At 64.9% G+C, this 20,241-nt stretch carries 19 protein-coding genes; 6 read left to right on the top strand and 13 right to left on the bottom strand.

What is annotated here, in order from left to right; all coding sequences use genetic code 11:
* Positions 1-31 precede the first annotated feature (31 nt).
* The 5 genes from odhB to KTQ36_RS03895 form a co-directional block, all read right to left on the bottom strand.
* A complete protein-coding gene (odhB, locus tag KTQ36_RS03915) occupies positions 32-1,285 on the bottom strand; it encodes a 2-oxoglutarate dehydrogenase complex dihydrolipoyllysine-residue succinyltransferase (protein WP_218632436.1) in 1,254 nt (417 codons plus the stop codon).
* A 13-nt stretch (positions 1,286-1,298) separates the two neighbouring features.
* Positions 1,299-4,091, bottom strand: a complete 2,793-nt coding sequence (locus KTQ36_RS03910; RefSeq protein WP_425600726.1) for a 2-oxoglutarate dehydrogenase E1 component — start codon at positions 4,089-4,091, stop codon at positions 1,299-1,301.
* A 51-nt stretch (positions 4,092-4,142) separates the two neighbouring features.
* The gene (gene sucD, locus KTQ36_RS03905) at positions 4,143-5,027 is read right to left on the bottom strand and encodes a succinate--CoA ligase subunit alpha (protein ID WP_218632435.1); all 885 of its coding nucleotides are present in this window, start codon (positions 5,025-5,027) and stop codon (positions 4,143-4,145) included.
* A 15-nt stretch (positions 5,028-5,042) separates the two neighbouring features.
* On the bottom strand, positions 5,043-6,005 hold the full coding sequence (mdh, locus tag KTQ36_RS03900) for a malate dehydrogenase (protein ID WP_218632434.1): 963 nt from the start codon (positions 6,003-6,005) through the stop codon (positions 5,043-5,045).
* A 113-nt stretch (positions 6,006-6,118) separates the two neighbouring features.
* Positions 6,119-6,619 carry a DUF6265 family protein gene (locus tag KTQ36_RS03895; RefSeq protein ID WP_218632433.1) on the bottom strand — a complete coding sequence of 167 codons (501 nt, stop codon included), beginning with the start codon at positions 6,617-6,619 and terminating at the stop codon, positions 6,119-6,121.
* Between the two features lie 157 nt (positions 6,620-6,776).
* Here KTQ36_RS03895 and KTQ36_RS03890 point away from each other — a divergent pair, with 157 nt between their 5' ends.
* Entirely contained in the window at positions 6,777-7,169 is a 393-nt protein-coding gene (locus tag KTQ36_RS03890; protein WP_218632432.1) for a hypothetical protein, read from the top strand.
* Positions 7,170-7,229: 60 nt separating this feature from the next.
* Here the strand turns inward: KTQ36_RS03890 and zapE are convergent, their stop codons facing one another.
* Positions 7,230-8,339, bottom strand: a complete 1,110-nt coding sequence (zapE, locus tag KTQ36_RS03885; protein ID WP_218632431.1) for a cell division protein ZapE — start codon at positions 8,337-8,339, stop codon at positions 7,230-7,232.
* Positions 8,336-8,833, bottom strand: coding sequence for a PaaI family thioesterase (locus tag KTQ36_RS03880; RefSeq protein WP_218632430.1), 498 nt, complete (start codon positions 8,831-8,833; stop codon positions 8,336-8,338). Before KTQ36_RS03880 ends, zapE begins: the two co-directional genes overlap by 4 nt.
* 75 nt (positions 8,834-8,908) lie before the next feature.
* Between KTQ36_RS03880 and KTQ36_RS11480 the strand changes: the two genes are divergently transcribed.
* Together KTQ36_RS11480 and KTQ36_RS03870 are read left to right on the top strand one after the other, a co-directional pair.
* Positions 8,909-10,078: a hypothetical protein gene (locus KTQ36_RS11480; protein WP_218632429.1), complete on the top strand. Its 1,170-nt coding sequence runs from the start codon at positions 8,909-8,911 to the stop codon at positions 10,076-10,078.
* Positions 10,075-11,370, top strand: a complete 1,296-nt coding sequence (locus KTQ36_RS03870) for a lipopolysaccharide biosynthesis protein (RefSeq protein WP_218632428.1) — start codon at positions 10,075-10,077, stop codon at positions 11,368-11,370. The genes KTQ36_RS11480 and KTQ36_RS03870 overlap by 4 nt, the downstream gene beginning before the upstream one ends.
* Here KTQ36_RS03870 and KTQ36_RS03865 read toward each other — a convergent pair.
* The 4 genes from KTQ36_RS03865 to glnE all read right to left on the bottom strand — a co-directional run bounded on the left by KTQ36_RS03865 (position 11,367) and on the right by glnE (position 16,195).
* Positions 11,367-12,146 carry a succinate dehydrogenase iron-sulfur subunit gene (locus tag KTQ36_RS03865; protein WP_218632427.1) on the bottom strand — a complete coding sequence of 260 codons (780 nt, stop codon included), beginning with the start codon at positions 12,144-12,146 and terminating at the stop codon, positions 11,367-11,369. The two genes, KTQ36_RS03870 and KTQ36_RS03865, sit on opposite strands and share 4 nt — an antisense overlap.
* Positions 12,147-12,207: 61 nt before the next feature.
* Positions 12,208-13,065 (bottom strand): NAD(P)-dependent oxidoreductase, encoded by an 858-nt coding sequence (locus tag KTQ36_RS03860; RefSeq protein WP_218632426.1) that lies wholly within the window; start codon positions 13,063-13,065, stop codon positions 12,208-12,210.
* Positions 13,062-13,520: a peroxiredoxin gene (locus KTQ36_RS03855; protein WP_218632425.1), complete on the bottom strand. Its 459-nt coding sequence runs from the start codon at positions 13,518-13,520 to the stop codon at positions 13,062-13,064. The genes KTQ36_RS03860 and KTQ36_RS03855 overlap by 4 nt, the downstream gene beginning before the upstream one ends.
* Positions 13,517-16,195 (bottom strand): bifunctional [glutamate--ammonia ligase]-adenylyl-L-tyrosine phosphorylase/[glutamate--ammonia-ligase] adenylyltransferase, encoded by a 2,679-nt coding sequence (gene glnE, locus KTQ36_RS03850; protein WP_218632424.1) that lies wholly within the window; start codon positions 16,193-16,195, stop codon positions 13,517-13,519. The genes KTQ36_RS03855 and glnE overlap by 4 nt, the downstream gene beginning before the upstream one ends.
* 66 nt (positions 16,196-16,261) lie before the next feature.
* Between glnE and KTQ36_RS03845 the strand changes: the two genes are divergently transcribed.
* On the top strand, positions 16,262-16,456 hold the full coding sequence (locus KTQ36_RS03845) for a hypothetical protein (protein ID WP_218632423.1): 195 nt from the start codon (positions 16,262-16,264) through the stop codon (positions 16,454-16,456).
* A gap of 32 nt (positions 16,457-16,488) precedes the next feature.
* On the opposite strand, the gene KTQ36_RS03840 is transcribed toward KTQ36_RS03845, so the two are convergent.
* Positions 16,489-17,121, bottom strand: coding sequence for a sigma-70 family RNA polymerase sigma factor (locus tag KTQ36_RS03840; protein ID WP_218632422.1), 633 nt, complete (start codon positions 17,119-17,121; stop codon positions 16,489-16,491).
* A gap of 140 nt (positions 17,122-17,261) precedes the next feature.
* Positions 17,262-18,056: a response regulator gene (locus KTQ36_RS03835; RefSeq protein ID WP_218632421.1), complete on the bottom strand. Its 795-nt coding sequence runs from the start codon at positions 18,054-18,056 to the stop codon at positions 17,262-17,264.
* Between the two features lie 391 nt (positions 18,057-18,447).
* On the opposite strand from KTQ36_RS03835, the gene KTQ36_RS03830 reads away from it, so the two are divergent.
* Together KTQ36_RS03830 and KTQ36_RS11475 are read left to right on the top strand one after the other, a co-directional pair.
* Positions 18,448-18,606: a NepR family anti-sigma factor gene (locus KTQ36_RS03830; RefSeq protein WP_218632420.1), complete on the top strand. Its 159-nt coding sequence runs from the start codon at positions 18,448-18,450 to the stop codon at positions 18,604-18,606.
* A gap of 18 nt (positions 18,607-18,624) precedes the next feature.
* Complete coding sequence (locus tag KTQ36_RS11475) at positions 18,625-20,154, top strand: sensor histidine kinase (RefSeq protein WP_218632419.1); 1,530 nt, start codon at positions 18,625-18,627, stop codon at positions 20,152-20,154.
* The last annotated feature ends 87 nt before the right edge of the window (positions 20,155-20,241 follow it).

Here is a 20,241-nt window from a genome sequence, read left to right as displayed (position 1 = left end):
CCTCGTCGAAAAGCCAAATAGGCGCGAAAACCTAGAGATCAATCAGCAGGCGCATCGGATCCTCGAGCGCCTCCTTGACGCGCACGAGGAAGGTGACCGCTTCGCGGCCGTCGATGAGGCGGTGGTCGTAGCTGAGCGCCAGGTACATCATCGGGCGGATGACGACTTCGCCGTCGATCGCGACGGGGCGCTCCTCGATGCGGTGCATGCCGAGCACGGCCGACTGCGGCGGGTTGATGATCGGGGTCGAAAGCAGCGATCCGAAGATGCCGCCGTTCGAAATGGTGAAGGTACCGCCCTGCATTTCTTCCATGCTGAGCTGGCCTTCCTTGGCCCGCTTGCCGAAGTCGGCGATGGTCAGCTCGATCTCGGCGAAGCTCATGGCGTCGGCCGAGCGCACGACCGGGACAACGAGGCCCTTGGGAGCAGAAACCGCGACCGAGACGTCGAGATAGTCGTGATAGACGATCTCGTCGCCCCCGATGCGCGCGTTGACTGCGGGCACGTCCTTGGCGGCGAGCGCGCAGGCCTTCACGAAGAAGCTCATGAAGCCGAGGCGGATGCCATGCTTTTTGGCAAACACATCCTTATATTTGGCGCGCGCTTCCATCACCGCCGACATGTCGACATCGTTGAAGGTGGTGAGCAGCGCTGCGGTGTTTTGCGCATCCTTGAGACGCTTGGCGATGGTCTGGCGCATGCGGCTCATCTTGACCCGCTCTTCCTTGCGCTCGCCCGTGGTCGCGACCTTGGCGGCGGGCTTGGATGGCGCAGGTGCGGGGCTCGGCGTGGCCTTCGCGGCCGGCGCGCTGTCCTTGGCCTTGGCAGCGGCGATCACGTCATCCTTGGTGATGCGCCCGTCCTTGCCGGTGCCGGTAATCTTGCTCGGGTCGACGCCATGTTCGAGCACCGCGCGGCGCACGGCCGGCGACAGGGTCACGGGACCGCTCTCGTCGCTGATGCCCTCGGCTTCGGGGCCCGGGTCCTGCGCGGGCTGGGCGACTTCCTCGGGGGTCGCGCTGGCGGCGGCAGGCTCACCCGTCGCTGCGCCTTCGCCGATCTTGGCAATGACCGCGCCGACTTCGACCGTGTCACCCTCGGCGACCAGCTGCTCGCTCAGCGTGCCCGCCACTGGCGAAGGCACCTCGACCGACACCTTGTCGGTTTCGAGGCTTGCGATCGGCTCGTCCTGCGCGACCGCGTCGCCCGGCTGTTTGAGCCATTCGCCCACCGTCGCTTCGGTGATCGACTCGCCCAGGGTGGGAACGGTTACTTCGGTCGCCATGGAATGATCGTCCTTATTTGTCGGTATCGGTCGCACTATGCCCGAGCGCGTCGGCAATCAAGGCCGCCTGCTGTTTCTTGTGACGGCTCGCCAGCCCCGTCGCGGGCGATGCCGAGGGCGGGCGACCGGCATAAATCGGGCGCATGTCGTGACCCGCATCCGCGAGGCACTGCTCGATCAGCGGGTCGACGAAGAACCAATAGCCCTGGTTCTTGGGCTCTTCCTGCGCCCACACCACCTCTTCGAGATTGGTCATTTCCTTGAGACGCTTGACCAGCGGCTCGGACGGGAAGGGATAGAGCTGTTCGATGCGCACGATCTGCGTGTGCTCATCGCCCGCCTCGTCGCGCGCGTCCATCAGCTCGTACGCGACCTTGCCGGTGCACAGGACGAGGCGCTTGGTCTCGGTCGGCGCAGGCGGGTTGAGATCCGACTTGATGCGGAAGAAGTGGCCTTCGCCGACGAACTCGTCGCGGTTCGAGACCGCCTGCTTGTGCCGCAGCAGCGACTTGGGCGTCATGATGATCAGGGGTTTACGGAAATCGCGCATCATCTGGCGGCGCAGCACGTGGAAATAGTTGGCCGGCGTGGTGATGTTGCAGACCTGCATATTGTCTTCCGCGCATAGCTGCAGGAAGCGTTCGGGGCGCGCCGAGCTATGTTCGGGCCCCTGCCCCTCATAGCCGTGAGGGAGAAGCATCACGAGACCGCTCGCGCGCAGCCACTTGGCCTCGCCGGAGCTGATGAACTGGTCGATCATGATCTGCGCGCCGTTCACGAAGTCGCCAAACTGCGCTTCCCACAGATTGAGCGTCATCGGATCGGCGATCGAATAGCCATATTCGAAGCCGAGCACGCCATATTCGGACAGCGGGCTGTCGCGGACCTCGAACCGCGGCCCGCCGGTGCGCATCTCGCGCAGCGGGATGAATTTTTCGCCGGTCTTCTGGTCGACCCAGACCGCGTGACGCTGCGAGAAGGTGCCGCGGCCTGAATCCTGGCCCGACAAGCGCACCTGGTAGCCGTCGAGGACGAGGCTGCCGAACGCCAGTGCTTCGCCGGTCGCCCAGTCGATACCCTCGCCGGTCGTCAGCGCCTTCTTCTTGGCCTTGAGGATACGGCCCAACGTCTTGTGGATGTCGAGATCCTCGGGGACGTGGGTGAGCACCTCGGTGAGCTTATCGTAGCAGTCGGGCTCGATCGCGGTGCCGGTGTTGCGGCGGCGGTCGTCCTCGTCGGGAACGGTCAGATTGGCCCAGCGGCCGCCGAACCAATCGGCCTTGGCGGGCTCGTAATCGTTGCCGGCCTCGAATTCCTCTTCGAGATGCGCGACGAACTCGCTCTGGTGGCTCGACGCCCAGTCGCCGTCGATCACGCCCTCGTCGCGCAGCCGCTCCGAATAGACCTCGCTGATCGGGCGATGCTTGCCGATTGCGTCATACATGATCGGTTGGGTGAATTTGGGCTCGTCGCTCTCGTTGTGGCCGAAGCGGCGATAGCACCACATGTCGATGACGATGTCGCGCCCGAAGGTCTGGCGATACTCGATCGCGACCTTGCACGCCCACGTAACCGCCTCGGGGTCGTCGCCGTTGACGTGGAGAATCGGCGCCTGGATCGATTTGGCGATATCGCTCGGATAGGGCGAAGAGCGCGCGAATTGCGGGCTAGTGGTGAAGCCGATCTGGTTGTTGATGACGAAATGGAGCGTGCCGCCCGTGGCATAGCCCTGCAGCCCGCTCATCATCAGGCATTCGGCAACGATGCCCTGCCCGGCGAAGGCGGCATCGCCGTGAAGCAGGATCGGCAGCACCGTCTTGCCATGCTTGTCCCCGCGCAGCGTCATGACCGCGCGGCACTTGCCCAGCACGACCGGATCGACCGCCTCGAGGTGCGAGGGGTTGGGCACGAGCGACAGGTGGACATTGTTGCCGTCGAATTCGCGGTCGCTCGACGTGCCGAGATGATATTTGACGTCGCCCGACCCGCCGACATCCTCGGGGTTAGACGCGCCGCCCGCAAATTCATGGAAGATGGCGCGGTAGGGCTTGCCCATCACGTTGGCGAGCACGTTTAGGCGCCCGCGATGCGCCATGCCGATGGTCATCTCGGTGACACCCATCTGGCCGCCATATTTGATGACCGCTTCGAGCGCCGGGATCATCGATTCCCCGCCGTCGAGCCCGAAACGCTTGGTCCCGACATATTTGCGCGCGAGGAATTTTTCCCACTGCTCGCCCTCGATGACCTTGGCGAGGATCGCCTGCTTACCCTCGGGGGTGAAGTGGATTTCGGCGTCCTTGCCCTCGACCCGATCCTGGAGGAAGCGGCGCTCCTCTAGGTCGTTGATGTGCATATATTCGACGCCGACCGTGCCGCAATAATTGGCCTGGAGCACGCCGACGATCTGCGCGATCGAGGCCTTCTGGAAGCCGAGCACGCCGCCCAGCCAGACTTTCTCGTCGAGCGAGGTGAAGCCGTGCCATTCGGGCGTCAGTTCCTTGGGAAACTCGTGGTGCGCAAGGCCGAGCGGGTCGAGCCGCGCGGCGAGATGGCCGCGCACGCGATAGGTGCGGATGAGCATCATCGCGCGGATCGAGGCGTCGGCCGCCTTCTGGACGTCGATGTCGGTCGCGGCGGACGCACCGGCGGTTTGCTGGATCGCGGCCGCGACCTTTTCCTTCACCTCCTCGAGGGTCGCCTGTGTAGGATCGAGCCCGAGATTGGCGTCGTCCAGTTCGGAGATCGGCCAATTGTCGCGGGCCCAGCTGGGTCCCTGTTCGCGTTCCACGCTCATCGCGTCCATGTATTTCCTGCCTTTTCAGGAGGGCAATGAAGGGGAAGGTGGGTCCGTTCCCTAACCGTTCAAAAGCGCCTTCAGCGTGGTGCCCAGTTCCGAGGGGCTCGGCGAGACGCGGATGCCCGCTTCTTCCATCGCCGCGATCTTCGATTCCGCGTCGCCCTTGCCGCCCGACACGATCGCGCCGGCATGGCCCATACGACGGCCCGGAGGCGCGGTGCGACCGGCGATGAAGCCGACGGTCGGCTTGCTGCGGCCCTTCTTGGCTTCGTCGGCGAGGAAGGCGGCGGCTTCTTCCTCGGCGCTGCCGCCGATTTCGCCGATCATGATGATGCTCTCGGTGGCATCGTCGGCGAGGAAGAGTTCGAGCACGTCGATGAAGTTGGTGCCGTTAACGGGGTCGCCGCCAATGCCGACCGCGGTGGTCTGGCCAAGGCCTTCATTGGTCGTCTGGAACACGGCTTCGTAGGTCAGCGTGCCCGAGCGCGAGACGACGCCGACGCTGCCCTTGGAGAAGATGTTGCCCGGCATGATGCCGATCTTGCATTCGTCCGGCGTCAGGACGCCCGGGCAGTTCGGGCCGATCAGGCGCGACTTCGAGCCCTGCAGCGCGCGCTTCACCTTGACCATGTCGAGCACCGGAATGCCTTCGGTGATCGCCACGATCAGCGGGATTTCCGCCGCGATCGCCTCGAGGATCGAGTCCGCCGCGAAGGGGGGCGGAACGTAGATGACCGAGGCGTCCGCGCCGGTCGCGTCACGCGCCTCGGCGACGGTGTCGAACACGGGCAGGCCGAGATGCTCCTGACCGCCCTTACCGGGGGTCACGCCGGCGACCATATTGGTGCCGTAGTCCATCGCCTGCTGCGTGTGGAAGGTGCCGGTGTCGCCGGTCATCCCCTGGGTGATGACCTTGGTATTTTTGTCGACGAGAATGCTCATATGTCGTGTCCGTCCTTACGCGAGGGTTTCGTCGAGCTGCTTGCAGGCGACGAGCAATTCCTCGACCGCGTCGGTCGAGACCTTGAGGTTGGCGGCTTCTTCGTCCGAGAGATCGATTTCGATCACGTCCTCGATGCCGTCCGCGCCGATCATGGCGGGGACGCCGACGTACAGCCCGTCGAGGCCGTACTTGCCGTCGACATAGGCTGCGACCGGGAGGATGCGCTTCTGGTCGCCCAGATAGGCTTCGGCCATCGCGATGGCGCTGGTCGCCGGGGCGTAATAGGCGCTGCCGGTCTTCAGCAGGCCCACAATCTCGCCACCGCCGCCGCGGGTGCGCTTGACGATTTCATCGAGGCGCCCTTCGTCGACGCCCTTGATCTTCGCCATGTCGGCCACCGGAATGCCGTTGATGGTCGAGTAGGACAGGACCGGGACCATCGTGTCGCCGTGGCCGCCGAGCACGAAGGCGTTCACGTCCTTGACCGAGACGTCGAACTCCCAGGCGAGGAAAGTCGCGAAGCGCGCGCTGTCGAGAACACCGGCCATGCCGACGACCTTGTTGTGCGGGAGGCCCGAAAATTCGCGCAGCGCCCAGACCATCGCGTCGAGCGGGTTGGTGATGCAGATGACGAAGGCGTCGGGGCAGTTGTCGCGAATGCCTTCGCCCACGGCCTTCATGACCTTGAGGTTGATGCCGAGTAGGTCGTCGCGGCTCATGCCGGGCTTGCGCGGCACACCGGCGGTGACGATCACGACGTCGGCGCCGGCGATATCCTTGTAGTCGTTGGTGCCCGTGACCTTTGCGTCGAACCCTTCGACCGGGCCGCACTGCGACAGGTCGAGCGCCTTGCCCTGCGGAAGTCCCTCGGCGATGTCGAACAGGACGACGTCACCCATTTCCTTTTTCGCGGCGAGGTGGGCGAGCGTGCCGCCGATCATGCCGGAGCCGATCAGGGCGATTTTCTTGCGGGCCATTGGGGTCCTTTCGGGTCTTGCGAATGCAGTTGCGTCGCGGGCGCGACTCTCTTGGGCGCCGCACTAGCCAAGCGCCGCGCTTCCCGCAACCGCGAAGGACCGAAATTTGGGGTCTAATCGACCCGCTTCATCACGAAGGGCACGTCGTTCACCGTGCCGTCGCCGCGCCGCATGGTGACGGTGGCGGTGAGCACGTCGTTTTCATCGAGCACCAGCGACAGCCCGTTGAAGCGCAGGGCACGGTCCTCGCGCCGCTCGGCGAGACCCTCGAAGGTGACCCATTCGTCCTTCTCTTCCCACGCCGTGAAGTCGGCGTTGAAATGCTTGACGAGGAATTCGAGATAGCCGGCCTCGTTGGGGCGGATCAGCATGATCTCGTAAAAGACCGGCTTACCTTCGCGCGCATACATGAAATGACCGACCATCTGCCCGCCATGGGGCGCGGACCATGTCTCGGTGACATGCCCGCCCATCCCCTCGCCGACCCAGTCCCCGACGAGGAATTTGGCGGCATCGATCGGCTCTGCGACCTGCGCCGTGTCAGCCACGGGATGCTCCGCCACAGCGGGTTCCGCACAAGCGAGAGCGATGATCGCGAGCAAGTTCGGCATCATGTTTTCCTTCATCGGGGGCGGGTGACGCAGGTTAACGCCCGGACGACGATTTTCATAGGTGAGTCGAGTCTGTTTACACGAGCATGAACGGCGATTTCAGGCACAATTCAGCGGCTCCCGCGTAGGTTGGGCATAACGTTTGAAGAGGGATACTCTCATGAAGAAGTTTCTGATGCTCGGCCTTGGGGCCGTTGCTTTCGCCGCTACGCCTGCCGCCGCGCAGCCCGCGCATGCCAAGGGCAAGGCCAAGCACAGCCAGGTCCAGCCCTATGGCTCCAACTATGGCCAGCAGGCGCGTCACTGCCCGCCGGGTCTTGCGAAGAAAAACCCGCAATGCATGCCGCCGGGGCAGTACAAGAAGTTGTATGACGTCGGGCACCGTTTCCCGACCAATTACGACCGTTGGACGCCTTACAACCAGATTCCGTCCGATTATCGCCGCCGCTACGACCTCGATCCGCGCAGCCGCTACATCTACGACCAGAATTACATCTACCGCGTCGATCCGACCACGATGGTCGTCCGCGAAGTGCTTCGCGCGATCCTCTAGGCGCGCGTCACGAGAGTATGCGTACCGGGCCGTTCCGCTTCACCGCGGGGCGGCCCGTGTTCATTCGCGCAGGCCGTGGCCTTCCTCGAGATAGTCGAGGCTCTGCATTTCCTCGAGCCGGCTGACGGTGCGTTCGAATTCGAAGCTGCCGTCGCCCGCTTCGTAGAGCGCGGCAGGCTCCGCGTCCGCCGCGGCCAGCAGCTTCACGCCATGTTCGTAGAGCGCGTCGATCAGCGCGACGAAGCGCGCGGCTTCGTTGCGCATGTCGGGGCCCATGACCGGGATGCCGACCAGGATCACCGTGTGGAAGGTCTGGGCGATGGCGAGATAGTCGGCCGCGCCCCGCGCCTCGCCGCATAAACGCTTGAACGAGAACACCGCGACGCCCTTGAGCGCCTTGGGCACGTGCAGGCTTCGGCCCGCTCCGACGTCGAGCTCCATCGAGGGCACTGCCTCGCGCTCGACCTCGTAATCGGTCAGGCGGAAGAAGGCGTCGCTCAGCGCTTCGGTCGCCTCCGGCCCGTTGGGCACGTGCCACAGGTCGAGCCCCTTCATGCGATCGAGCCGATAGTCGGTCGGCCCGTTCAGCGGCACGACCTGCATCTGCGCCTCGATCAGGCGGATGAAGGGCACGAAAAGCTCGCGGTTGAGCCCATCCTTGTAGAGGTCCGACGGCGGGCGGTTGGAGGTCGTGACGATCCCCACGCCGGCATCGACCAAAGCGGTGAACAGGCGGCTCATAATCATCGCGTCGGCGCTGTTGGTGACCATCATTTCGTCAAAGGCGAGGAAGCGCGCTTCTTTCGCGATATCGGCGGCGACTTCGAGCAGGGGCTCGTCGACCTCGGCATCGCGTTTCTCTTTGAGGCGCGCGTGCACCTCGAGCATGAAGGCGTGGAAGTGCGCGCGGCGCTTGGGACTGGCGTCGATCGTCTCGAAGGCCAGGTCCATCAGCATGGATTTGCCGCGCCCGACCCCGCCCCACATGTAGACGCCGCACGGTGCGGGGGTTTCGCGGCCGAACAGGCGGCTGAGGAAGCCCTTGCGCGTGCGGCCCATGTCGGCGGCGAACTTGTCGAGCGCCTCGACCGCGCGGGCCTGGTCGGCGTCGGGCTTGAGCTCGCCCGCCTCGACCAACGCGGCATAGGCCTTGCCGACCTCGCCGGTCACTTCTTGTCGCGCGGGTCGCGCACGCGCTTAAGCGTGCCGTGAAAGTCGTAGCAGGGCTCGCCATCCTGCTCGCAATGACCGGCGATGAAGACCAGCCCGCCGGGCGTCTGGCGATTGATGCGCACAACAGCGTCGAGAGGCTTACCCGCCGACCCGCGCTTGAGGAAGCGGGTGGACATTTCGAGCGTCACGTAATGGCCTTCCGCCATGCCTGCGCAGCGCCCGCCCGCGAACAGCGCCATGTCGATGAAGCTCATCACCGCGCCGCCGTGTATCGAGCCGCCGGGGTTCATGTGGCGGTCTTCGACCTGCATGCGCACGCGGGCCTGTCCCTCACCCTCGGGCTTGAAGGACAGGACGCCGATCTGTGCGGCGAATTTCTCGGGCGGGATGTGCGGCCAGCACAGCCAGCCGGGATTGTCCGGGTCGGGCACCGCGCCGCCGGGCCGGTTTTCCTCTGATTCCGCCATGTTTTGGTCATCTTCGCTCGTCATGGGAAACTGTGCCTTAGGAGAAATCGGTTGCCGCATGCAATCGGTAGGGGGGCGGGCTAGAGAGGGACTGGGCCTGTGCGTATCGGATTCCTGTTCAATCACGACCAGCCTCATCAGGTCGCCCACTCGCTGCCCATCGCGCTCGAACTGATCCGGCGCGGCGGGCACCAGGTGAAGCTTGCCCACAGCAATAGCGCGATCAAGGCGGAGATGGATCGCATTGCCGCGCTCTACGGCATGAAGATCGCCTCGCGCCGGCTCAAGGGCTCGCGTCTCGGCCCGCTCAATGCGGTGGCCGACAAACTCTGGCCCTCGCGCCGGTTGGCGGTGCTGGGACGCAATTACGACTGGTTCGAGAGCCTCGACATCCTCGTCGTGACCGAGAAGACGTCGCTGCGCATCCGCAAGAAGAACGGGGTGTCCAACCTCAAGATCGTTCACGCGCGCCACGGCGCGGGCGACCGCGCGATCGGCTTTTCGCCCGACAGCCGCGGGTTCGACCTGTCGCTGCTCGCGGGTCCCAAGATCAAGGAGCGCTACCTCGAGGCCGGCGTGCCGGGCGACCGGATGGCGACCACCGGCTACGTCAAGTTCGACTTGCCCGATCCGCCGCGGCCCGAGATGAAGTTCGCCGATCCGTCGAAGCCGACCATCCTCTACAACCCCCACCCCTCGCCTTTGCTCTCGAGCTGGTACGAGATGGGCAATGCGATCCTCGAAGCGATCGTGAAGGATGGGCGTTACAACCTGATTTTCGCGCCGCATGCGATGCTGTTCCAGCGGCCGATCCAGGCGAGCCTCGAGAAATTCACGCTGAGCCGCGTGCGCAGGCCCCGTGCCGAGCTTTTGAACGCGCCTAACGTCCACGCCGATTTCGGCGGGCCGCATCTGTTCGACATGAGCTACACGACCCATTGCGACATCTATCTGGGCGACGTGTCGAGCCAGGTGTACGAATTCCTGCGCCATCCGCGCCCGGCCCTGTTCGCCGACGCGCACGGCGTGGGGCGCACCGACGACGTCAACTTCCGCCACTGGCAGGCCGGGCCGCTGGTCCAGCCGGGCGACGACATCATCGCCGCGATCGACCATGCGGTGGCGAGCCACGACCAGTATCGCGCCGCGCAAGAATATCTTTTCGCGCGCACCTTCGACGTGACGCACGAAAGCGCCGCCAAGCGCGCCGCCGACGCCATCCTCTCCAGGTTCGAGGCCAAGGAAGTGCGGGCGGAACGCGCCGCGTGAGCGAGAGCCTCAAGCGGGCAGGACTGAATTTCTCCAAACTGCTGTCGGGCAAAGCGGTCGGCGCGGTGCTGTCGGTCGTCTATCTCGCCATCGCCGCGCGCGAGCTGGGGCCTGCGGGGTTCGGCGTCCTCGCGCTCATGCACGGGGTGATCCAGTTTCTGGGCGGTACGGTCGCCTTTTCGGGCTGGCAGACGCTCGTTCGGTACGGGCAGCGGCCGCTGCGCGAGGGCGACATGGCGGGGCTGCGCTCGGTCTTTCGCTTTACCGCCAGCATCGAGGCAGTGCTGGCATTGGTCGCGATACTGATCGCCTTCTTCTTCCTTCCCTACGCGGCGCGCGCGGGCGGCTGGGGCGCGGAGGCCGAAGCGTGGGCTCCCTTCTACGCCTTCACCATTCTGATGGCGGCGCGGCAGACGCCCTTCGGGCTGCTCCAGCTCTATCGCAAGTTCACCTGGCTCGGCATTCACGCCGCTGTGATGCCAGTCACGCGGCTAATCGGTACGCTGGTCGTGGTCTGGCTCGGGCTCGGCCTGCCCGGTTTCCTGATCGCGTGGATGGCGGCGGCCGTTTTCGAAGGTGTCAGCCTGTGGGCGCTGGCGCTCTGGCTGCTGCACCGCGAGGGCGCGGGCTGGCCGGGGCTGGGGCGGTTCAGGGAGACGCTACAGCGCTTCCCCGGCATCGGCCGCTACGCCTTCGTCTCCAACGCAGACTACACGCTGGTCAACGTCACTCCACTCGCCATCCCGCTGCTCGTTGGCGCGGTGCTGGGTCCGGCGGCGGCGGGCCTGTTCACGCTGGCGGCGCGCGCGACCAATGCGCTGCTCCAGCCTGCCATCCTGATCGGCCAGTCAGGCTTCGAAGTCATCAGCGATCTCGCGTCTCGCAAGCGCTGGGCCGAGCTCAAGGTGATGCTCGCCAAGGGCACCGCCTACGCCATTGGCTTCGGCCTGCTTATCGCCGCCATCTTCCTTGTTTCGGGCGACACGGTCATGGCGATCTTCGGGGGACCCGAATTCGCGGCAGCGGGAGGAATCCTCGCGCTCGTCGCCATCGCCCGCGCGCTTGCCATGGCGCAGCCCGGGCTCGCCGCCGCGCTGGCTGCGTTGAGCCATCCCGGCACCAGCCTTGCCATTAGCGCAGGCACCGGGTTGCTCGCCATTCCGGCGATGGTCTGGGCGATGCGCACCTACGATCTCGACGGGGCAGGCTACGTGATGATCGGGCAGGCGGTCGCGGCGACCGCGCTCGCGGCCCTCGCAACGTCACTGATTCTGAGGTCGAAAAGCGCTTAAGCGGCGCGCTCGGCGATCATCTTCTTGGTTTCGGCGATCGCCTTGGCGGGGTTCAAGCCCTTCGGGCACACGTTCGCGCAGTTCATGATCGTGTGGCAGCGATAGAGGCGATACGGATCCTCGAGCTGGTCGAGCCGCTCGCCCGTCGCTTCGTCACGGCTGTCGGCGAGCCAACGATAGGCCTGCAGCAGAATTGCCGGGCCAAGGAAGCGGTCCGAGTTCCACCAATAGCTCGGGCACGAGGTCGAGCAGCAGGCGCACAGGATGCACTCGTAGAGCCCGTCCAGCTTGGCGCGGTCTTCAGGTGCCTGCTTGCGCTCCTTGCCCGAAGGCTCGGGCGTTTCGGTCTTCATCCACGGCTCGATCGAGGCATATTGCGCGTAGAAGTGGGTGAAATCGGGGACCAGGTCCTTGACCACTTCCATGTGTGGCAGCGGCGTGATGCGGACCGTGCCCTTCATATCCTCGATCGCAGTGGTGCAGGCGAGCCCGTTCTTGCCGTCCATGTTCATCGAACAGCTGCCGCAAATGCCTTCGCGACACGAACGACGGAAGGTCAGCGTCGGGTCGATCTCGTTCTTGATCTTGATGATCGCGTCGAGGACCATCGGCCCGCAATCGTCGAGGTCGATCGTATACGTGTCGTAGCGCGGGTTGGCGCCCGTATCGGGGTCGTAGCGATAGATCTTGAATTTTTTCAGGCGCCCGCCGCTTTCGGCAGGGTGCTCCGTGCCCTTCTTGATCTTGCTGTTCTTGGGCAGGGTGAATTCGGCCACGTGTCCGTCCTCGCTACTAAGATTGGGGAGCGCGCTAGCATAGGCCGAGCGCGCCTGCCAACTAGGCTTTTGGCTCGTCCGCCAGCAATTTGAACACCGCGGCGACGTCTTCCTTGTCGAGCCCCGCGGCGCAGGCCTTCTCGACGTGGACCAGCGCATGTTCGAGCAATGTGCCCTCCATGCCCAGCCGGTGCGCCAGCTTCACCGCATCGCCGCCACTGGTGATGACATTGTCCATCTGCGCCTGCGGGCTCCAGTCGCCCGACAGGATCTTGTCGACCTTCACGCCCAGAATCGGGCTTGCCATCTGGCTGTTCTTCAAAAGCGCGCCGAAGGTCTCGAGATCGAGCCCTGCCCGTTTGGCGAAGGCCATCGATTCGACGATGCCGAGCATGAGCGGGCCGAGCATGACATTGGACGCCAGCTTCATCGCGATCCCCTTGGGCACCGCGCCGCAGTCGATCAGCTTGGCCGTGAACGGTTCGAACAGGTCGCGCACCGACGCCTTCGCTTGCGGTTCACCGGCAAGCATCGCCACCAATTCGCCGCGCTCGGCGGGCACGCGGCTGCCCGAAATCGGCGCTTCGACATAGACGCCGGCCGCCTCCGAGATGCGCGTCTGCAGCCCCTCGCTATAGTCGGGCGACGTTGTCGCCAGCTGCACGATCGTCTTGCCCGACAGGTCCGAAGCGCTGCCAAGCACCTCGTCGGACTGCTCCTCGGTCGCCAGCACGAGGAAGATGACATCGCACTCCGCAATCAGGCTCGCCGCATCGTCGGCGACGCGCGCGCCTTCGACCGCCTCGGCCTTGGCGCGCGTGCGATTGTAGAGCGTCAGGTCATGCCCCGCCGCGACCAGATGACGCGCGACCGGATCGCCCAGCGTGCCGACACCGACCAGCCCGACCTTGCGGGTCACAGCCCCTTCACCGCCTCGAGCACTTCGGCGGCGTGATTTTTCACGCGCACCTTGGGCCAGGCGGCCTTGATCGTGCCGTCCGCGCCGATGACGAAGGTCGAGCGGATCATGCCCATGAATTCTCGGCCCATGAATTTCTTGAGGCCCCACGTCCCGAACGCGTCGCTGACCGCGCCATCCTCGTCGGAGATGAGCGGCACGGTGAGGTCATGCTTGGCGATGAATTTCTCGTGCCGCGCCTCGCTGTCGCGTGACACGCCGATGACCTGTGCACCCGCTTTCTCGAACTCGCCCTTGAGGCCTGTGAAATCGATCGATTCGGTGGTGCAGCCCGGCGTCATGTCTTTGGGGTAGAAGAACAGCACCGTCGTGCGTCCCGGCGCACCGAGGTCGAGCGGCTCGCCCCCAACCGGCTCCACCTTGAGGCTCGGTACCTTGTCGCCCACTCCCATCATGTCGTCTCTCCGGTCGATTGCCAAAACTCGGCCACCCTTTGCCGTGCCGCGTCCAAGGCCGCAAGGAGGCTATCCCAGTCCTGCTTGTTCAACTCCTTGGCCAGCCAACCCCGCGCGGCGCGCGAAGGTTGGCCGTCATCGGGCGCGACCAGCCGCATCGCCACCAGCGCGCGGGTCAGCAGCCTATGGTCTTCGACCAGCGTATCGGGTGCGAGCCCCGCTCCTACCAGGGCGTCGACAGCCTTGTTGAGGTCCGGGTGGAAATGGTCGCCCGCAAGCAGTTGCCGCGCGTGCACCCCGAATTCGAGGTCCACCAGCCCGCCCTCGGACAGTTTGAGATCGTGTGGCCCCTTGGGTGGTTTGTGCTCGCGCATCTGGCGCCGCATCGCGCGCACCGCCTCGAGCGTGTCCTCGCCATCGCGCTCGGCAGTCAGGATGTCGTGCAGCCCGTCCATCACGGTTGCTGCCGATTTGGGGTCGCCATAGACGACCCGCGCGCGTGCCATCGCCATATGCTCCCACGTCCAGGCATCGTTGCGCTGATAGTCGAGAAAGGCGTCGATCGAGACAGCCAGCGGGCCATTCTTTCCTTCGGGGCGAAGGCGCGTGTCGACCTCGTAGAGCGGCCCTGCCGCGGTCGGCACCGACAGGGCGGCGGACACGCGATTGGCGAGCCGGTTGTAATAGTCGCCCGGACCGAGCGGGCGCGCACCGTTGGAACGGCCTTCGGACAAGACGTCATAGAGGAAGATGATATCGAGGTCCGAAGCGTGGGTCAGCGCCTCGCCGCCCAACCGCCCGAGCCCGAGGATGACCAGCCCCCCTCCCTCGGGAAAACGCCCGCGGATCAGCTCGAATTCGCGCACCGTCCGCGCCGCAAGCGCGCGCACCGCGCCTTCGGCGATGACAGCATATCGCCGCGCCGCCTCGAGCGGATCGACGCGGCCCGAGATGAGCTGGACGCCAACACCGAAACGCTTTTCGTTGATCGACCGGCGCGCGCGATCGAGCGCCACGTCATAATCGAGCGGCTCCATCTCTTCCGTGAGGGCTTCGGCCATGTCGGCGGCGGACCCCGGCGACCCGAGCGCCGAGCGGTCGACGAGCCCGTCGAACAGCACCGGTCGCCGCGCCAACTGGTCGGCCAGCGCGGGTGCGAGGCTCAGGATGAGCGCGAGCTGCTGCGCCAGGTCGGGCCGCGCCTCAAGGAGGCGATAAATGTTGATGCCGCTAGGCAGCCGGTCGACGAGGTCGGCGAAGCGGTTGAGTGCGTGGTTGGGGTGCGGCGCCTCGGCGATCGCCTCGACCAGCCCCGGCAACATCGCCTCGAACGCGCGGCGGGCGGGCATCGAGCGCAGGGAGCGCGCGCGTCCCGTGCGCCACTCGCCAATCAGTCGGGCAGCGGAGCGGGCATCGTCGAAGCCGAGCTTGTCGAGCGTCCGCTCCAGCTTGGCGGCGTCACGCGGCAGGCGGCGTTCGTCGCCCGCAAGATCGTCAAACAGCGCCCCGACGCGACCCGTGTGCGGCTCGAGCGAGCCAAGCCATGCCTCGCTCGACGCCCCGGCGAGCGCCGCGACTTGTTCGAGCGCTTCGGCCTGCTCGGGAATATCGTGGGTCTGGCGATCGTCGATCATCTGGACGCGGTGTTCCGCGGTGCGCAGGTCGCGATAGGCGTCGGCGAGCACGGTCGCGGTGGTCTCGTCGAAATGGCCGGCGACACTGAGCGCCGCGATCGCGTCGAGCGTCGCGGGAACGCGCAATTCGGGCGCGCGTCCGCCATGGATCAGCTGCTGCGCCTGGACGTAGAACTCGACTTCGCGGATGCCGCCACGCCCGCGCTTGAGGTCGTATCCCGGGCCGAAATGCTGTCCTTCGGCGTAATGGGCGCGGATGCGGGCGCCGACGGCGCGAATCTCTTCAACCGCGCCAAAGTCGATCGCGCGGCGCCACACGAAGGGTTGGACCGCATCGAGGAAGCGTTGGCCGAGCACGGGATCCCCGCCCCCGACACGAGCACGGATGAATGCGGCACGCTCCCAGCCCATCGCCTGGCTCTCATAGTGCGAAATTGCTGCATCGACCGGCAAGACGATGGGCGTGACTTCGCTCGCCGGGCGCAAGCGCAGGTCCACCCGCACGACATAGCCGTCGGGGGTGCGCTCCTGCAGGATCTTTACGAAGCGCTGGCCGATCCGCACCGCCTCTTCCGCCACGTCGCGTCCCTCGCGCACCGGCAGTCGGTCGGGATCATAGATGAGGATCAAATCGACATCGGAGGAATAATTGAGCTCGCGGCTGCCAAGCTTGCCGAGCGAGATGACCGAGATGCCTTGCAGCGCAGCCCCTTCGCACCGTTCCGAAAGGGCAGCGGCGAGCGCCTGGTCGATGGCGCGGTCGGCGAAGTCGGAGAGATGCCGAGTGACTTCCTCGAGCGACAATTCACCCGCCAGGTCTCCCAGCGCGACCGTCAGGGCAAGCCCGCCTCGCTGCCGGCGAAGCGCGCGCACGACGTCCTCGTCGCGCACGTCCAGCGCTTCGCTGATTGCGGCCTCACTGCCCTCTTCTAAAAAGGTCGCCACGAGGCTTTCACGCTGCTCGCATAACCGCCTCAGGAAGGGGCTATGCGCCTTCGCTCTTTCGAGCGCTTCCGGACGATTGGCTCCGATGCGGTTCATCGTGTCACTACGGCATTTTGTCGGCAGTTTCGCAACCCATCAGCCATTTGGCCGTTTATCCAGCAAATGAGCAACAATCCCGCCTCGAAGGCGGGCAGTAAGAATGATGATGTGACCAGTAATCGCCGTCTCATCCAGGTCGAGTATCCTGCTGCCCATGCCGGTATCGTCGCTGCCTTGCGCCGCGCGTTTGAAGAAGGTGCACCTTCCTCGAATGACAATGACGATCAGTTCGAAGCGCTACTTCAGCGCCTCAACTAGCGAAATTCCGATATTTTGATGACGTTCGGCGCTCAGTCCTGGCTGAGATCGTCGACTTCGCCCATGATTTCCTCGAGCGCCGATTTTTCGGGATTCGTCTTGTGCTGGCGACGCGAGGGGAGCTGGTCCGACTGCATGAGATTTTCGAGCGCGACGCGCCCGCGTGCGACGCGGCTCTTGATCGTGCCCACGGCACAACCACAGATTTGCGCGGCTTCTTCATAAGCAAACCCACCCGCACCGACGAGGATCAGCGCCTCACGTTGCGGCTGCGGTAGTTCGAGAAGTGCGCGCTGCATATCGCCAAGATCGACATGCTTGTCCTGCTCGGCCGGAGCCGACAGGATTTTCGCGGCGGTGATTTCGTCCCATTCGCCCTTGAAGCGGGCGCGGCGCATCTGGCTCAGAAACAGGTTGCGCAGGATGATGAAGGTCCAGGCGCGCATGTTGGTGCCCGCCTGGAAGCGCTTGCGCGCGGCCCACGCCTTGAGCAGCGTTTCCTGCACCAGATCGTCGGCCATGTCGCGATTGCCCGAAAGCGAACGACCGAAGGCGCGAAGATGGGGAATGACCTGCGCGAGCTGGTCCTTGAACTCGTCGTCCGGCAGCGGCACCGGATCCGGCCGGCTTTCTGCCGGTGGCTCGTCCTTCCTGCCCTTTGCCACGAAACGTCCCCCAATTCACCCAACCGTCACCATTGCTGCCCCGGGTGCGACGGCTGCACCGCCGAGGTCGTAACGCATTCCCAATGTAGGACTCTTCTACGCGCCCTACAAGCTTGCCCTCTGATTGTTACGGCTGCGTGTCAGGCCGGCACGGTCGCTGCGTCGAAGAACAGCGCCTGGCTGATCGCCGCTTTCACGGTCGCCCGCTGGAACGGCTTGGTGATCAGGAAGGTCGGTTCGGGCCGCGAGCCGGTCAGCAGGCGCTCGGGGAAGGCGGTGATGAAGATCACCGGCACCTTGAAGTCCTGCAGGATGTCCTTGACCGCATCGATACCCGAACTGTCGTCTGCCAACTGGATGTCGGCAAGCACGAGGCTCGGCGTCTGGCTGTGCGCCTGGGCAACCGCTTCGTCGCGCGTGACGGCAACGCCGGTGACGTTGTGACCAAGGTCACGCACGATGGTCTCGATATCCATCGCGATGATCGGCTCGTCCTCGATGATCAGCACGTCGGCGCGCGTCTGGCGCTCGATCTCGCCCATCGCCTCGTTGACGAGCGTTTCGACGTCGTCGCTCGGCACGTCGATCAGATAGGCCGTATCTTCGTTCGAAAAGCCTTCGAGGCTGGTCAGCAGCAGCGCCTGGCGCGACAGCGGCGTGATCTTCGACAGGCGCGCCTGCGCGATGCTTTCCGCCTCGTTATTGCCAGCCGGATCGACGTCTTCCTCGATATTGGCGGTCGACCAGATCGCGTGGAACGTCCGGTAGAGGCCGAGGCGCGGATCGACGTCCTTGGGAAATTCTTCCGGATTGTCGACGATGGTCTCCAGCGTGGTGCGGACGAAGTTGTCGCCGTGGCTCTGGCTTCCCGTCAGCGCGCGCGCATAGCGGCGGAGGAAGGGAAGATGCGGGGCGAGATCGTCTCCAAGCGACATAAATAACTCCTGTTCGACCGGGCGCTCGTTGTGAACCCGTATCGTTCGTTGCGCAAGTCGGAGAAGGGGCCGCATGGCGTCAAGAGTGACGTTTTAGCGACAGGCTCCCGCTCCGTGTTTCAATGTGTGGAACAAAGCATTGCGACTTTGGTTTCACCCTCATCGTCCGCAATGACGAAAAAGCGGTCGGGGCCCGGGGGAATACCCATGCTTCCCGAAAGGGGACATGTTCACCATAAGGCCTTGGTTGACGGATCGTTGGCGGTCACGATAGGTGCTGTGCCGCACCGGTTTGGACGGTGAAGTTGTCCAGCTTGTCGGCGAGTATGGAGTTTTGCTTATGGCGCGTGAGCACCCACGCGATGGAATACAAGGACGTGAGTGTCGAACCATGCCCGCAGGCAAGGAAAATCATGAGCGCAACGCCGAAAAGCAGAGTAAGCGCTCGAAAGACGATCATTTCGGTCGCGCGCTCAAGACGGTTTATGACGAAACGCTTCGTGAAGACGTCCCCGACGAATTCAAGGATCTGCTCGGCAAGCTCAAATAGCCGCGCGGAGTTGCGCGCGTGAGCCGCTCCTCCTCATTCCCTCTCCCCACCCCGGTCACGCTATTCTTCGTGCTGCTGGTCGCGCTCGCGCCGATCGGGGGGCTGTTCGTCTATGCGGCGATCCAGGAGATCGATCGCGGTCACGAAACCCGGCGCGGCCAGGCGGCGGGCGAAATGCTTGCCGGCGCACGCGCAGTCGAGGCGCTGGTCGCCCGCAATGCCCTCGCGCTTCGCGTGGCGGCCAATGGCGCGCTCATCGCGGGAAATGAAGACCCGTGCGAGGTCGCCCGCGAGGCCGTTGAGATCGCCCCGGCCCTGTCTCGCGACTTCGCCATTACCGGCGCCGACGGCACGCAGATTTGTGGCGATGCCCGGCCCGACGCGCCTGAAGGCGATGCGGTGCGGCCGGGCGGCGTGCGCATGTGGATTGCACCCGACAATGATGGCCTCGTCGTGCGCGTCGGTGTCGCCGATGGCACTGCGACCAGCCTCATCGCCGCCGAAGAACTCAGCAACGCGGTGCGCGACGTCAGCCCCGACATCGAAAATTTCCATCTTGACGATGGTCGGCAACAGCTCCGCCTGTTCGGCAATGCGCCGCTTTCCGCGGGCGAAGACATCGAACGACTGACCCTCGACATTGCCGGCGGGCGGCTCGAGGCCGGGGCGGCGATGCCGGTGCGCATCGTCGACTGGCAGGATCGCCAACTCGTTCTTCTGCCCATCCTAATGTGGCTGCTTGCCGCCGGGATCGCGTGGGCGCTGGTCGAACTTATCTTGACCCGGCCAATCCGCCGGTTGCGCCGCGCGGTCGTCGACTACGACCCCGTGGGCGAAGACTTCCACCTCCCCGACCAGCGCGGCGCAGCCAGTGAAGTGCGCGACCTGGGCGAGGCCTTCGTCGATACGTTTGGGCGGATCGAGGAGAGCGAAGAGCAGCTCGTCAACGCCCTCGACGGACAGCGACGCCTCGTGCGCGAGGTCCATCACCGCGTTAAGAACAACCTCCAGGTCGTCGCGAGCCTGCTCAACATTCATTCGCGCACTGCGGTCGGCGAGGAAGCGCAGCAGGCCTATGCCGGGATCGGTCGCCGCGTCGAAGCGCTGGCGGTCGTCCACCGCAATCATTTCGCCGAGGTCGAGGAAAGCCGCGGCATCCAGCTCCGTCCGCTCATCACCGAACTTTCTTCGGGCCTTCGGGCAAGCGCGCCGGAGGGCCAGGCGGCAGCGATGCAGCTCGACCTCGACAGCGCATCGACCACGCAGGACACGGCGGTTGCCGCCGCCTTCCTGATCACCGAAATCGTCGAATATGTGATGAACCACGCGCCCGATACGGCGATCGAGATTGCCTTGCGCCGTACCAGTGAGCTGACCGCAAGATTGTCGGTCAGCAGCGAGGGCCTGATCGAACAATCCGAAACCGACCCCGACGAGCGCAAGCAGTTCGACCGCGTGGTCGACGGACTCGCGCGCCAGCTCCGTTCGGCGCTCGACCGTCGGGTGGGGAGCTACTCGGTGGAGCTTCCGATTTTCCCGGAAAATTGAGGACGTTACGGCGCCGCATCAACAATTTTGAAAAAAACCGCATCGGGCAGGAACCGGGCTCTCCAAGGGGCGTTTGAGTCTTTGGAT

Origin of the sequence: Sphingomicrobium clamense, from assembly GCF_019264355.1 — a bacterium.
Lineage (GTDB): Bacteria > Pseudomonadota > Alphaproteobacteria > Sphingomonadales > Sphingomonadaceae > Sphingomicrobium > Sphingomicrobium clamense.
This window is presented reverse-complemented; position numbering and strand designations above follow the sequence as displayed.

Bases quoted from the DNA above. Each gene is read 5' to 3' on its own strand.
- odhB (WP_218632436.1), bottom strand. From the start codon at position 1,285: ATGGCGACCGAAGTAACCGTTCCCACCCTGGGCGAGTCGATCACCGAA.
- KTQ36_RS03910 (WP_425600726.1), bottom strand. From the start codon at position 4,091: ATGGACGCGATGAGCGTGGAACGCGAACAGGGACCCAGCTGGGCCCGC.
- sucD (WP_218632435.1), bottom strand. From the start codon at position 5,027: ATGAGCATTCTCGTCGACAAAAATACCAAGGTCATCACCCAGGGGATG.
- mdh (WP_218632434.1), bottom strand. From the start codon at position 6,005: ATGGCCCGCAAGAAAATCGCCCTGATCGGCTCCGGCATGATCGGCGGC.
- KTQ36_RS03895 (WP_218632433.1), bottom strand. From the start codon at position 6,619: ATGATGCCGAACTTGCTCGCGATCATCGCTCTCGCTTGTGCGGAACCC.
- KTQ36_RS03890 (WP_218632432.1), top strand. From the start codon at position 6,777: ATGAAGAAGTTTCTGATGCTCGGCCTTGGGGCCGTTGCTTTCGCCGCT.
- KTQ36_RS03880 (WP_218632430.1), bottom strand. From the start codon at position 8,833: ATGACGAGCGAAGATGACCAAAACATGGCGGAATCAGAGGAAAACCGG.
- KTQ36_RS03855 (WP_218632425.1), bottom strand. From the start codon at position 13,520: ATGATGGGAGTGGGCGACAAGGTACCGAGCCTCAAGGTGGAGCCGGTT.
- glnE (WP_218632424.1), bottom strand. From the start codon at position 16,195: ATGAACCGCATCGGAGCCAATCGTCCGGAAGCGCTCGAAAGAGCGAAG.
- KTQ36_RS03845 (WP_218632423.1), top strand. From the start codon at position 16,262: ATGAGCAACAATCCCGCCTCGAAGGCGGGCAGTAAGAATGATGATGTG.
- KTQ36_RS03835 (WP_218632421.1), bottom strand. From the start codon at position 18,056: ATGTCGCTTGGAGACGATCTCGCCCCGCATCTTCCCTTCCTCCGCCGC.
- KTQ36_RS03830 (WP_218632420.1), top strand. From the start codon at position 18,448: ATGCCCGCAGGCAAGGAAAATCATGAGCGCAACGCCGAAAAGCAGAGT.